General features: G+C 63.1%; 10 protein-coding genes. 3 read left to right on the plus strand and 7 right to left on the minus strand.

Going from position 1 to position 13,908, the window contains the following annotated elements; all coding sequences use genetic code 11:
* Positions 1-29: 29 nt before the first annotated feature.
* Positions 30-764 carry a hypothetical protein gene (locus MTP16_RS02800; RefSeq protein ID WP_243515781.1) on the plus strand — a complete coding sequence of 245 codons (735 nt, stop codon included), beginning with the start codon at positions 30-32 and terminating at the stop codon, positions 762-764.
* Between the two features lie 177 nt (positions 765-941).
* On the opposite strand, the gene MTP16_RS02805 is transcribed toward MTP16_RS02800, so the two are convergent.
* Together MTP16_RS02805 and MTP16_RS02810 are read right to left on the minus strand one after the other, a co-directional pair.
* The gene (locus MTP16_RS02805; protein ID WP_243515783.1) at positions 942-3,407 is read right to left on the minus strand and encodes a M4 family metallopeptidase; all 2,466 of its coding nucleotides are present in this window, start codon (positions 3,405-3,407) and stop codon (positions 942-944) included.
* A 208-nt stretch (positions 3,408-3,615) separates the two neighbouring features.
* Positions 3,616-4,947 (minus strand): amidohydrolase, encoded by a 1,332-nt coding sequence (locus tag MTP16_RS02810; protein WP_243515785.1) that lies wholly within the window; start codon positions 4,945-4,947, stop codon positions 3,616-3,618.
* A 160-nt stretch (positions 4,948-5,107) separates the two neighbouring features.
* Between MTP16_RS02810 and MTP16_RS02815 the strand changes: the two genes are divergently transcribed.
* Positions 5,108-5,806, plus strand: a complete 699-nt coding sequence (locus MTP16_RS02815) for a sphingomyelin synthase family protein (protein WP_243515787.1) — start codon at positions 5,108-5,110, stop codon at positions 5,804-5,806.
* Positions 5,807-5,826: 20 nt separating this feature from the next.
* Here the strand turns inward: MTP16_RS02815 and MTP16_RS02820 are convergent, their stop codons facing one another.
* From MTP16_RS02820 to MTP16_RS02840, 5 genes are all read right to left on the minus strand, one after another.
* Positions 5,827-6,903, minus strand: coding sequence for a TolB family protein (locus MTP16_RS02820; protein WP_243515789.1), 1,077 nt, complete (start codon positions 6,901-6,903; stop codon positions 5,827-5,829).
* 5 nt (positions 6,904-6,908) lie between these two features.
* Positions 6,909-8,855: a S8 family peptidase gene (locus MTP16_RS02825; protein ID WP_243515791.1), complete on the minus strand. Its 1,947-nt coding sequence runs from the start codon at positions 8,853-8,855 to the stop codon at positions 6,909-6,911.
* Between the two features lie 529 nt (positions 8,856-9,384).
* Entirely contained in the window at positions 9,385-10,755 is a 1,371-nt protein-coding gene (locus tag MTP16_RS02830) for a T9SS type A sorting domain-containing protein (protein ID WP_243515793.1), read from the minus strand.
* Positions 10,756-10,979: 224 nt separating this feature from the next.
* Positions 10,980-11,759 carry an SDR family NAD(P)-dependent oxidoreductase gene (locus MTP16_RS02835; protein WP_243515795.1) on the minus strand — a complete coding sequence of 260 codons (780 nt, stop codon included), beginning with the start codon at positions 11,757-11,759 and terminating at the stop codon, positions 10,980-10,982.
* Positions 11,760-11,899: 140 nt separating this feature from the next.
* Complete coding sequence (locus tag MTP16_RS02840; protein WP_243515796.1) at positions 11,900-12,715, minus strand: phytanoyl-CoA dioxygenase family protein; 816 nt, start codon at positions 12,713-12,715, stop codon at positions 11,900-11,902.
* Positions 12,716-13,051: 336 nt separating this feature from the next.
* Between MTP16_RS02840 and MTP16_RS02845 the strand changes: the two genes are divergently transcribed.
* Complete coding sequence (locus MTP16_RS02845; RefSeq protein ID WP_243515797.1) at positions 13,052-13,861, plus strand: energy transducer TonB; 810 nt, start codon at positions 13,052-13,054, stop codon at positions 13,859-13,861.
* The last annotated feature ends 47 nt before the right edge of the window (positions 13,862-13,908 follow it).

Genomic DNA, 13,908 nt, shown 5'->3' on the forward strand with positions numbered 1-13,908 from the left:
ACGCGCTTTCATCACCCATTTCTAATAGCATGCGGTTTCGCCTTTTTATCCTGGCAGTGTTGGCGGCTGGCTTTTTCAGCAGCCAGACGGCTCACGCCCAATACCATTACTCGGTGCGGCACTACAACCGCCAGGGCCGCCCTTATTACCGGGGGCCGCTGCACGTCACGCTCGGCGGGGGCACGGGCCTCTACAACGGCGACCTGGGCAACAGCCCCGGCGACAATTTCTTTGGCCCGGCCATCAGCGCGGGCATCCTCTACCGCCTCACGCCGCACCTGCACCTGGGCAGCGAGTTCAGCTACCTGAAACTGGGGGCCCGCGACAAGGCCAAGGAGCGGGGCCTGGCCTTCAGCAGCACCAACGGCCTGGGCACGCTTTTCCTGCGGTTCGACCTGCTGCCCGACGAGTCCATTTTCGCATCCTCCGTAACCGAGGCACCCACGTTCCAGGTGTTCGTGCAGGGCGGCGCCGGCCTGCTGCTGTTCGACCCCCGCTCCTACCTGGGCACCACGAGCCCAGGCGATAAAACGGTGTACCTAGCCCCGGAACGCAACGACTACCCCTACCTGGCCGGCGTGGCGCCGGTGGGTGGCGGCTTCAGCGTGCGCCTCACCGACCAGCTCCGCGCCAACGTCGAAGCCAACTACTACTTCACCACCACCGACCAACTCGACGACATCAGCGTGAAGCTGGGCGGGGCCTCGCGCGGCAACGACGGCTTTGGCACCGTGATGCTCAAGCTCGACTACTCGCTGGAGTAGGTTTTTATTTTCTGTCATCCTGAGCATTCTGCGAAAGCAGAGACGAAGGACCTTATCACGCCCGGACAAGTCGCTTCAACGTGGTAAGGTCCTTCGCTGCACTCAGGATGACAAACAACAAAAAGGCCCGCCAGCATTGCTGACGGGCCTTTTTAATGGCATTCGGTTAGCAAAAGGCTATTCCTTCACAAAGCGCTGGTGGAACACTTTCTGGCCGTCGCTCACGCTGATGGTGTACATGCCCTTGGCCAGGCCGCTGATGTTGAGCACGCCGTTGTTGAGCGTAGTGCCGGTCATGCGGGCGCCGCGCACGTCGCTCACCGTCACGGCGGTTACTTCAGCGTTGCCGGGCAGCACCAGGCGCAGGGCGTCGGTGGCCGGGTTCGGGAACAGCTCCAGGGTGCGGGCCAGCTCGTTGCCGAGCGGCGTAGCATCACCAGTCAGCATGGTGGGCGCAATGGCCGCGCCGCCCGTGATGTTGAGAGTGTAGTCTTCGGCCTCGCCGTAGCTGAAGGTGCCGCAGCTGGTGGTGGCCGAGTTGTCGCTCATAATCACGCGCATCACCGTGCTGCCGTTGCGGGCCGTGGTGGGCACCGTGAAGGTGGCGCTCAGGGTGCCGGCGCTGGCGCTGCTGCCGCTTACTACCAACTCGCCGGCATCGGTAAACACGCCGTTGCGGTTGTAGTCGATGTACACCTTCCAGTACTCGGTGTAGGCGGTGCTGGTGAAGCCGGCCGAGAAATACACCGTCTGCGACGAGCCGGCGGCTACGCTGGTGCTCAGGGCCGTGCCATTGTAGTAGCCGGCATCTTTGCCCGAAGTGCGGTTGATGCTGCCCAGTTGCACAAGGTCAATCCACTCGTACGACTGGCTGGTGCCCTTGATGGTGCAGTAAGTGGTAGTGGTGGGGGGCGGCGTGGTGGTGCCACCGCCGCTGTAGGCGGCGCCTACGCCCACGGCGTACCAGGCGTTGGTCACGGCAATTACCTGGGCTGACCCGGCGCCGTAGAGGTCGGTAGCCGCCTGAATGGCGTAGGTGCGGGCCTGGGCGTAGGTCGAGCTGGCCGTCATGTACACGCTTTCCATGCGGTAGGTGATTTTGGCAGCCGCATCAATGCCCTGGCCGGTCACGCTGTAGGTGTTGCCGCCTTCGTTGGTGCCCGATTTGCCCACCGCCAGGATGTAGAACCAGTGGTTGAGCACGCCCGAGTTGGTGTGCACGCCGCCCTGGTCATTCGCATTCGAGGGCGACGACGACAGCGGCGCCCAGTACTGGCCCTTGTAGTAAGCCGGCTGGCCCAACGACTTGGGGTCGCTCATCGAGCGCAACGCGGCCTGCTGCTTGTCGATTTCCTCGCCGATGAGCCAGGTGTTCTTGGCTTTCACGCCGCCCGAGGTGAAACCCAGGTTGGCCACTGCATAGGCTTCAATGCTGGCACCCCAGATGTCAGACAGGCCCTCGTTCATGGCGCCCGACTCGTTGGCGTAGGTAAGGTTGGCGGTTTTCTCGCACACGGCGTGGCCGATTTCGTGGCCGCACACGTCCAGCGACGTCAGCGGGCGGAAACGGGTGGCGCCGTCGCCGTAGGTCATGCGCACCCCGTCCCAGTAAGCGTTTTCGTAGCCGGCGCCGCCGGGCACATCGTCGAAGTGCACGTAGCTCTTGATGATGGCGCCGTTGTTGTCGAAGCTGTTGCGGCCGTGCACGTTTTTCCAGTAATCGTAGGTGGCCTGGGCGCCCACGTGGGCGTCGCCGGCCACGTTGTCGAAGTTGGCGTTGTTGTATTCAGCCGACGTCCAGTTGTTGTCGGCGTCAATGAAGTCGACGGCCGAGGTGTAGCTGTTGCTCTTGCGGCAGTTGAAGGTCTGGATGCCCAGGCCGCGGGTGGTTTCGCGCAGGAAGTAGCCGCCGGTGGTAGTCCCGTCGGCAAACGAGCGGGAGCCGCTGTAGGCCGTGGCAAAGGTGCCCGTAGCCGCCGCGTGCTTGATGATGTTGTCCTGCAGCACCACTTGGCCGGTGTTGGCGTCAACGTACACGTAGGAGCGGCTGATGGGCTGCGCGGCGTACACGTTGAACTTCCAAGCCAGCACCAGTGGGCCATTTTCGGGGTTCTGGCGCAGGTCGCGCACAATCACCAGCTCGCCGGCCGGCGCAAATTCGCTGGCGTTGGCCTCGTTGGTTTGCCACATGTACTTGCGGGCGCCCACGTGGGCCAGGGCCCGGCTCAGGGCCGTGCTCTCGTTCAGGCCGGGCGTGGTGTTCAGGCCCGAAATGCGCTCAAAGTCGCCGCTGATGCTTTCCACCGTGCCGCCCTTGGCGTGCACCGTGTAGTCGGCGTGCTCCACGCGAATGCCCTGGTAGTACTGCAAGAATTTCTGATGCGTGAAGCCGAGCTGGTCGGTTTCGACGCGGGCCACGCGCATCTGGTCGGCGTTGGTGAGGGCCAGCTGTTGGCGCAGCACCTGCTCGCCGTTGAGGCCGCGGTTGGCCATCTTGCCTTCGGTGTTGAACTGCACCAGCACGGGCTGCTTGTCGTCGCCCAAAACTTTGGTTTGGATGCGCGCGGCATCCTGAGCCTGGGCCGTGGTAGCGGCCAGTGCGCCGAGCAGGGTTAATGCTACAGCTGAGTATTGTTTTCTCATTTAATGGATGAAAAATGTGGTGGGAAGGACTTAGCACGTTTTGCAATATTCGTGCTTTAACAGCCGCAACATAGTCATTATTTCAGTCCGCAAACGTTACCGATTAAAAATTTTAATACAAATGACAAAATTTTGAACAAATGATGAAGACGGATTTGCACTCAGGCAAATTGAAATAATCCTTTACCCTGAAATGGCCAGACTGGACTTATTTTTGCTGCGATTGGGCACGGCTGAGGTAGTCGGCGGCTAAGGTCGACAGTGTCTTTACGCCCAAGGTCAGCCCGCTCTCGTCGATGCGGAAGCCGGCCGTGTGGTGGTCGGCCGCGGCAGCGGGGTCCTGCCCTTTGGCCATGCCGCCCACGAACAGAAACAGACCCGGCACCTTCTCCTGGTAGAAAGAAAAGTCCTCGGCACCCGTCACGGCCTTCATTTCCTGCACGTGCGCCGGGCCGGCCACGGCTTGTAGCGTGGGCAGCATGCGGGCCGTGAGGGCGGGGTCGTTGGTAGTGACGGGCACGTAGGGCTCGATGCTGACGTCGGCGGTGGCGCCGGCGCTCTCGGCAATGTTGGTGGCAATGCGGCGGATGCTGGCCCAGATTTGCTTTTGCACCTCGGGGTTGAGGGCGCGGATGGTGCCGCTCAGCTCCACATCGGGCGGAATGACGTTGTAGCGTACGCCGCCGTTGACGGTGCCCACCGTGACCACGGCCGCGTCGTCAATGAGCTTCACCTGCCGGCTCACGATGGTTTGCAGGCCCAGGATGATTTGGGCGGCCGTCACCACGGGGTCGACGCTGTTCCAGGGGTAGGCGCCGTGCGCGCCCTTGCCGTGCACCTTGATGGTGAACCGGTCGGAGGAAGCCATTTCGCCGCCGGGGCGGTAGCTCAGGGTGCCCACCTCGGTCTGGGCCTGAATGTGCACGCCGAACACGGCGTCCACCTTGGGCTTGTCGAGCACGCCCTCTTTCACCATGAGCTTGGCGCCGCCTTCCACGCCGGGCAGGGAGCCTTCCTCGGCAGGTTGAAAGATGAACTTCACGGTGCCGGGCAGGTCGGCTTTCACCTGGCTGAGCACCTCGGCGGCACCCATGAGCATGGCCACGTGGGTGTCGTGGCCGCAGGCGTGCATCACGCCCACGGGCTGGCCCAGGTAGGTGGCTTTCACCTTGGAGGCAAAGGGCAGGTCGTTGGCTTCGGTGAGGGGCAGGCCGTCCATGTCGGCGCGCAGAGCCACCACGGGGCCGGGCTTGCCCCCTCGCAGCACGCCTACTACGCCGGTGCGGGCCACACCTGTTTGCACTTCCAGACCCAGCTTCTTGAGGTGCGCGGCAATGAGGGCAGCGGTGCGGGTTTCCTGGTTGCCTAGCTCGGGGTGCTCGTGAATGTCGCGCCGCCAAGCAATGACCTTGGCTTCTTCTTGGGTGGCCAGTTGGGCAATGCGGGCATTGAGGGCGGCGTTTTGGGCCTGCGCGGCGGGGGCGGCAAGGCCCAAGGCAGCTGTGGTGGCCAGCAAGGAAAGCGTATAGTTGAAGCGCATAAGCAAAGCAATTTTTCGGCGGTGAATGAGCCCGTAGCGGCACCTGCGGGCGGGTTGCAATGTTACGCCAACGCTACCAACTCCCGCGCGGCAGTCAAGCTTATGCCGTATTTTTGTGGGATAATTCATTCCTGGTTAATTATCTGACTGCCTTCGCCCTGTGGCTACGCTTCTGAAACCGGCCGACTCCTCTTCTACCATTCCCGGTGCCCGCCCGGCCCCATGGGCGGCGGCCTGGGCCCGCACTGCCTTCCGGCTGCGCCTGGCGCTGGTGGTGTTGCTGATGGCCGCGCTGCTATCGGTAGTGCCGGGCTTCTTCCAATTCATTCAGGCGCGGCCGGGCCACTTGCTGGCCGACCCACTACTGGCTCTGCTGCCGGTACACGACGTGTCGGTGCCCACCTTCGCGCTGATTTACGGGGCCATTGCAGGCACGCTGGTGTACCTGCTGCCCCGGCCCAACCTGCTGCTGCGGGCGCTGTGGGCCTATTGGTTTCTGCAGCTGCTGCGCATGGGCACGCTGTGGCTGCTGCCGCTGGAGCCGCCCGCGGCCCTGGTGCTGCTGCGCGACCCGGTGATGGACCGCATTTTTGAAGTCACCACGCAGCCCATCGTGCGCGACCTGTTTTTCTCGGGCCACACCGCCACCATGACGCTGCTCGCGCTGGCCGTGCGCGGCCGCAAACTGCGCCGGGCGCTGCTGCTGATGACGGCGGCCGTGGGCGTGCTGGTGCTGGTGCAGCGCGTGCACTACAGCTACGACGTGCTGGCCGCGCCGCTCTTTGCCTGGCTGGCGTATTGGCTGGCGGGCCGGGTGTGCCGCAAAAAGCCCGCCGGCCAACAGGCCAGCGGGCTTTAAAACGGTGCTTAACCCGCTGCTTAAGGCGTAACCTTACGAATCTGGTTACCCTGCGGGCTCATGGTTTCCAGGCTGTAGCGTTCCAATAGTAGGTTGGGAGTGGTGGACGACAGGGCCGCATCGAGGCGGGCCACCAACAGGCGCTGCCCATCCGCCGACACGTCGAAGCGCCCGAACTCGTGGCTCGGAATGGCACTGGCCGAGGTGATGGGACAGGAGCCGCGCAGCTGCCGGGTGCGCCGGGTGGTGAGGTCCGTCACGCTTACCCCGGTGCTGGCCGCCCACGCCACTTCGCGGCCATTGGGCAGCCACTGCACGCCCCACAGGCCCGCAGAGCCCTGGGGCAAGACATTTAGGGTGTCGAGCTGGTTTGTGGCCAGGCTGTACAAGCACAGGCGCGGTTCGGACGCGGGCGAATTGGGGCCGCCCGCGTACGCCAGTCGCTGGCCATCCGGCGACCACCCAATTCCCTCAAACGCGCGGGTGCCGGCATCGGGCAGCAGCCGCACGAAAGCGCCCGTGGCCGAGTAAATGGCCAGGCCCGTTTGGGCATAGCTGGCGGCGCGGTACCAGCACAGAATCCGGCTCCCGTCCGGGCTCCAGTCTTCAATTCCGTTCAGGCTGCGGTTGGTAGCCGTGAACTGCCGCGCACTGTCGCCGTTGGCTTTCACTTTCCACAGTTCGCCGCCCCGCAGAAAGGCTATCCAGCCGGTGCGGCTCCAGGTGGCGGTTTTGCTGGCCACGCCGTCAAACAGCAGCTGGTACTGGTGCGTGCGCAGGTTCAGCCGGTACAGGCCGTAGGCCCCGCCGGTGAGGCCGGGCAGTTCGGCCACCACGGCGGCCTCGTCGGCGTTGGCCGGGTTGAAGCACCCCGAATACCACAGAGCATTGCCTTCAATCAGGGATTGATAGCCCAGCCAGCTCGCTGAATTGGGAATATTCACGCAGGGCGGGTCCACAGCTTCGGGTTCGGCCGCTGGCGGCGGCAGCGGCAGCGGGATATCGGGCAGGGAGCAGCCCGCCAGCCCGGCGGCCAGCCCCAGCGGCCCCGCCAGCCAGCGGCCCCAAGCCCGTACAATCGCAGGTAGTGCAGTCATTTTCTTTAATCAACTTTGGCCAGGCGGCCTTGCCGGACCCCGGTGCCGGTGATAATGCGGTATAAGTAGAGGCCCGCCGGCAGGTTGGCCAGCGATACCTGCACCGCGCCCGTCCGGTCATCCTGCCGGGCAATGGGCTGCTTTTCTGTCCGCACCGGCTGTCCATCCAAAGTAGTGAGCTGCACTTGCGCCGAGGGCTCGGCAAAATCGGCCGGGAAATAAAGCGTTGCCTGCCCGGTGGTTGGGTTGGGGTAGGCGCCGGCCATTGCCTCGGCGCTGTCTTCGGTTTCGCCGAAAGCGCTACGGGCACTGACGCCTTCCCGGTTGGGGTTGTACGTCAGCATGGCCAACCGCACGGCGCGGCCGTCCTGGCTGGTGTTGTCATTGGGATTGAACGGTATCCACGGCATGGCGGGCGTCGCTCTAGTGGTGCTGATTTCATAGGTAGGAGCAGGCAGCAGCTTATTCACCCTTTTATAGTCGAACAGCTGGTAAGCGTACCCTTCCACGATGACGGTCGTTTTGCTGCCGCGTCCCACTACCCGCACTTCCGGCTCCATGGTCACCATTTCCGTCGGCGTATAATTGGTAAACCCGGGGCCCGTGAAGGGCACGGGTGGCCCAAACAACGACTTGGTCTGCTCAATGCCGTTCAGGGCCCACAGGCGCACATCGTAAAAGCCCGCATAATACGGGACCGGAACCGTTATCTGCACCTTATATGCCTGGGCATTGTATATCCCCGGAAACAAGCGCGTGCCCCCTTCCATGTAATAGTTCTTCGCCCCGCCCGGCACCGGCGTCACCACCACGTTGGGCAAGGAAGGGTCGGCGGAAATAGCCGGCGAATGGTACATCCGATACATCGGCCCGTACAGGCTGCGCAAGGTGGCGGAGGCGTTGATTAATCCGGCGCCGCTGGCATCGTCTACGCCGGCTTGGGCCGGCGCGGGCGTCGTGATATCGCGCGCAAATATTTCCAGCAAATTTTCGACGTCCTCGGGCCACAGGTTATCGGCCGGCAGGCTGGGGTTGTTATACTGGCTCATCATCAGGGCCGCTACGCCGGCCGCGTGCGGTGCGGCGGCCGACGTACGGCGGAAAGAGACGTAGCTGTTGGGGGCCGTGTGGCCCAGCGTATTCACCGTTTGCGCGCCCGTGGCCGAAGTATTAGAAGCCGGAGCGGCCACATCCACAAAGGGATGGGGGGTGGACATGAAGCTGTTGCTTTCCTTAAAATAATTGCCGTTTTGGTCCGAGCCGCCCACGGTCAGCGTCCAGCTGTCGCGGGCCTGCGCCGGGTAAACCGCCTGCCAAGGCGTGAGCGCATTGTTGCCGGCCGACACCACCATCGTCACTTTGCTGAGGTGAGCCTGCCGAAGCGCATCCGTCAATACGCCATAGTCCAAGAATAGCCGGTACCCGTCGACTATCTCGCCGCCGCTGAAATTGAGCACCTGTGCTCCGGCGCCACCGGCACTCACGGGCAGTACGCCATCGAATATGGCCGACGCCACATCACTCATAGCGGCTAGCCCGGTATCATCAAAACATTTCAAGCTGTACAGCGAAACGCCCTGCGTGGTGCCGTTCCCCCCGGCGATGCCGGCTATTCCCAGGTTATTGTTGCGCACGGCGCCAATGATGCCCGCCACGGCCGTGCCGTGCCCATTCACATCCTGCAACGGGTTGGTGTTGGTACCGCTATTCGAACCCGTGGGCGTGACTTCGTTTTTCCCCCCGACAACTACCGATTGGTTGCCGAATTGCAAGTCTTCGTGGTCGGCCCGAATACCCGAATCCAGCACCCCTACTTTAATGCCACTCTTGCCGGTGGTGTGGTCCCAGGCCCCTTCCACGTTAATATGCGCGTTGGTGAAGGTCGCAGTAGGATGGAGTGAAGCTTGACTATTAGGGTAATTATTATCGTTGGCCGCACCGGTCAGGGTCATGGTCCAGTTCAGGTGGGCGAAGCCTACTAACGGAAACAATTCTCGCAATCTATTACATACCCCTTCTTCATTGGCATTCAAGGGCAAAGCCAATCGAAACATCGTCCAAAATTTTTCCAATGGTACTACTTCACCTACATTATCCATTCCGGTCGTTTGCTCCGGGTCTTGATTTGGTGCCAGCTTGTAGGCGGTTACGCCCGCCATATCAAAGCCCGCAGCTCTCGAGAGGGAATCCAGGGCATTGTCACTCACAAAAGCTGACAACGGAAGGCTCAGCACGCTTGGGTTGTTCAGCACGGTCACATCCAATGCTCTGGCATCAAGCCGAATCAGTATTTCGTCGTCGATATGGCAATTATTGCCCTTATCGTCGCATACAATTGGCCGGCTTACCTGCGCATTCGCTTCGGGAATGCGGCTTAATAACAGGCCGCTGAGCGCTAACAAAAAGGTAGTTTTGATTTTCATACTGGAGAAAGAACAAAGCGTAAAAAACAACAAACCATTAGGGCGAGCAAATTATCAATCAGGGTTTTACCATAAGCCGAAGGGTTTGGGTGAAGGAATTGCCCGTTATCCGACACAGGTATAAGCCTGGGGACAATGCGGCTACATCGACTGTCCATTCCCAACTGGTGGCCGTGGACCGCACCACTTGCACCGGTTCGGCTACGCGGTGGCCCACGGCGTCCAGCACCGTCAGGTGGCCCCCTACACCCGCCGGCAACGTGGCCGACACGCGGACCAGCCCGGCGGCCGGGTTTGGAAACAAGCTCATCATTGGGTTGAGCGCCCGGCCCACTCCCGCCGCCAGCGGCCCGAGCGCCAGCCGCCGGATGCGGTGGTTGCCGGCGTCGGCAATGTATAGTTCCCGCCCGTTGGGGCTGATGCTCAGCCCGTACGGAATGTTGAACTGGGCCTGCAAAGCCGGACCATCGGCAAAACCGGCCACGCCCGTGCCGGCCACGGTGCTCACCGCGCCCGTGGTCGCGTCGATGCGGCGCACGCGCGGGTTGTCGCGGTCGAGCACGTAAAGGTTGCCCGCCGCGTCGAGGGCCAGGCCCGTGGGGCTCGAAAACTGCGCGCTCAGCGCCGGCCCGTCGAGGCTGCCCTTCACGCCCGTGCCGGCGTAGGTACTCACCACGCCCGCCGGGCTGAGCTTGCGGATGCGGTGGGCGGTGCGGTCGGCCACGTAGAGGTTGCCGGCCGCGTCGCGGGCCAGGCCCTGCGGCTCGCGGAACTGCGCCGTGGCAGCCGGGCCGTCCACCATGCCGCTCACGCCGGTGCCGGCCAGTGTGGTCACGTTGCCGGCGGGGTCCACGCGCCGCAGGCGAAAATTGCCGGCATCGGCCACGTACAGGTTGCCCGCCGCGTCGCTCGTGACGCCGGTGGTGGTACCAAACCGCGCCGCCGGCCCTGGACCGTCCTGGTAGCCCCGCTGCCCGTTGCCGGCCCAGGTGCTCACGCCACCAGCGGGCAGCGCGACTTGACGAATGGAGCCATTGCCGGCGTCGGCCACATACAGGCTGCCGGCCGGGCCCAGCGTGAGGCCGTACGGCAGGCTAAAGGCGCTGAACAGCCCGTTGGGGTGGTCGAAATAGCCGAAGCCGCCGTTGCCGGCGATTTGCGTCACCACGCCGGCCGCGCTTATCAGGCGGATGGCGTTGTTGTTGGAGTCCGACACGTAGCAGTTTCCCTGCGCGTCCACCACCACCCCGTTAGGGCCGTTGAACTGGGCGGTGGCGGCCGGGCCGTCCGCTGTGCCGGCCGTGCCCGTGCCGGCTACGGTGCTCACCACGGCTTGTGCGGCCGCGGGGCGGGCATTGCCTAGGACCAGGGCCAAGGCGCATGAAATAGCGGTAGCCCGCACGGCAGCGGGCAGGCGTAAGTGCTTCATAGCCGGTAGAATGCGTGAGCGCCGTAAAGCTACCGGAAGGATTTACAAAAGCAAGCTATATTTTAGAGTAAGTAGAAAAGCTATGGCAGGGTACTCCTAAACCGTCATGCTGAGCGCAGCCGAAGCATCTTTACTGCAAGAGTAAATCAATTACTACTCGGTAGAGATGCTTCGGCTGCGCTCAGCATGACGGCTTATTGCTTCCGCTCACCTGCCCGCACTTTCTACAAATACTTCTCGTAAATCCCGGCCGCAATTTTTTCCACGATGCCCTTGGGCACCACGCTGGTGAGGCCGGCCGATACCTTGTTGAGCACGCCGGGGATGATTTCGGCCTCGCCGGCCAGCAGGCCGTTCACGGCGGCTTCGGCCACGGCCTCGGGCGTCATCGACACTTTGTTGGCGGTGGCCTGCAGCTCGGCACCCATGCCGGCGCGGTCGGCGAAGCTGGTGGTGGTGGCGCCGGGGCTCAGGCACGTCACCGATACATTGCTGCTTTTCAACTCGTAGCGCAGGCCGCGGCTGAAGCTCAGCAGAAAAGCCTTGCTGGCCGCATAGAGCGAGAGCGACGGCACGGCCTGATAGGCCGCCGTGCTGGCTACGTTCAGGATGTACGCTTTGGGCACTCGATGCAGGGCCGGCAGCAGAGCATGCGTGAGGGCCACGGGCAGGCTCATATTTAGCTGCAACATGTTTTGCTGCTCGGCCAGGCTGAGCTGCTCGAAACGGCCCCAGAGGCCGTAGCCGGCGTTATTCACCAGCACGGCCAGCTGGTCGGTTTGCTGGGTGGCCCAGGTGGCCACGGTTTCGGCCGCGCCGGGGGCGGCCAGGTCGAGGGCCAGCACTTGGGCCTGGCGCTGGTGCTTCTGGCCGATTTCCTCAGCCAGGGCGGTGAGTTGGTCTTCGGAGCGGGCCACCAGCAGCAGGTCGTAGCCGCGCCGGGCCAGCAACAGGGAGATGGAACGGCCAATGCCGCGCGAAGCGCCGGTGACGAGTGCGTACATGGTGGGTTGGTGGATTAACGAGTGGGAAATAGACCGTCATGCTGAGCGCAGCCGAAGCATCTCTACCGCGTAAGTAATTATCTACTCTCGCGGTAGAGATGCTTCGGCTGCGCTCAGCATGACGGTCAGGCGGCTTTGCTTTACTTCACCAAGTGCAGGAAGCGCAGGTAGAACGGCGTGGGGCTGTCTTCGCTCTTGGGCTGGTACTTGCCCGAGATGATGGGCACGTACATGACGCGGCGGCGGCTGGCGTCGCCGATAAGGGGCGACTGGGCCACGCGGTGCCACATGCGGCCGTCGTGCACGGTGAGGTCGCCGGGCTCGGTTTCGATGGCCATTTCGTTGGGGTCGTAGTACACGTCCTTGTAGTACTTCTTGCGAAACAGCATCTTGTGCAGGCCCTGGCGGTGGGTGCCGGGAATCACGCGCAGGCCGCCGTTGGTGGCCTTGGTGCCGTCGAGGTGCAGGCCCACGTTGAGCATGGGCCCGATGCGCTTGCCGTAGAACACGTCGCGCAGCGAGTCGGTGTGCCAGCCCATCTGGCTGAACTCGGAGCCGGGCACGTTCACGTAGTGGTTCACCACGAGGCCGTCTTTCTCGTTCTCGCCCACCCGGCCGCCTTCGGCTTCGAGCAGCGGAAACAAGGCCCGAAACCGCTCGTCCTGCAGCAGTTCGTGTAGCACAGGGTGGTGCTGCGAGGCAAAGGCGAAGCGCTGCACGATGGGCGCGCCGTCCACGTCCTTGCCGTACTTAATGGGCACGCCGTTCACTTTTTCCACGCCCTCGGCCAGCCACTTTGCTTGCACCTCCTGGGTGGCTTGCAGGATTTGCCGGACGTGTTCGGGCGAGGCAAAAGGACGAAAATGCAGGAAACCGTATTTAGCGAAAAAAGCCCGCTGCTCGGCCGTGAGGGCAGGGCCGAGGGTGAAGCGTGGGTAATCAGCAGATAGAGCCATAGCAGAAAAGGGCGGCCGGCGGGAGGGCCAACCGACATACAAAGATAACATGCCCGGCGCCGCCCCTGTCGGGCCGAAAGGGCGCTGGCGGCTGCGCAGCCGCTATAAACCGCCCCGACGCGCGAGGGTTTTAAACCGCCCAAGTACGCCCCCGGTGGGTGAACAGATTGTGAAAATGCTGCCGCCCCCCGCCCCTGCCGACGGCCAGCTTCGCTAAATACTTTACCGTCCCCAACTTAGCGGCCCCAGCCACGCGCTAAACCACCAGCTGCCCGCGTTAGATACCTGGCCCGGGCCCACGCCGGTTGCCAGGGTCCTGCTTAATTTTTATTTTCAATGCTTTTCCAATTACCCACCTTCCGGGCAACGCTCAATGCCTGTTCCGTAGACCGAGCCACTTTCACAGCGCACCCGGCCGGCCGCTTCTGCGGCCAGTGCCAGCGCGTGGTGCAGGACTTCAGCCAGAGCGCCGACCCTATTGCCGACCTGGCCGCCGCCCGCGCCGCCTCGCCCGACGGGCGGGTGTGCGGCACTTTCCGCCGGGCGCAGGTTGCCCCTGCCCCTACCCTGACGCGGCGGCTGCGCTGGTTTGTGATGGCGCTGGTGCTGGTGATGGGCCAGGGCCTGACGGCGCGGGAGGCCCTGGCGCAGGTGCGCAAGCCGGTGCCGCACAAGGCCGTTGCGCCCCGCAGAAAGTATACGCCGGTAAAGAAGCCAAAGCACGTGGCGGAGGCGGTACAGGAACAGATAATACCCGAAGAATTCATTCAGGGCGGCGTGGAATCGGTGGTGATGGAAGAAACGCTGCCGCTACCCGATAGCGCCGCTGTATATGGCTACGTGGAGCAGATGCCGGAAGCCCCGCAGGGCGGCGGCATGGCCGGAATAGTGGCTTATTTCCAGAAGAATATTCACGTCTCGCGGGCCGACCTGGACGAGGCCGAAGGCAAAGCTTTCGTGCATTTCGTGGTGACCGAAACCGGCGCTGTTGCCAATGCGCAAATTATAAAGAGTAGTGGTAGCGACGGGCTGGACGCGGCGGTATTGCAAGCTGCCCGCAACCTGACCGGCCTGCGGCCGGGCCGGCAAAATGGCCGGCCGGTGAAGGTGAGCATCAACCTGCCAATCGATATCAAACCGCAATAAGTCGGGTTGGTCCTCAGCATTTCCTTGAAATCCCCCATCTTCACGGC

It is taken from the genome of Hymenobacter monticola (assembly GCF_022811645.1).
In the GTDB taxonomy this organism is placed as follows: domain Bacteria; phylum Bacteroidota; class Bacteroidia; order Cytophagales; family Hymenobacteraceae; genus Hymenobacter; species Hymenobacter monticola.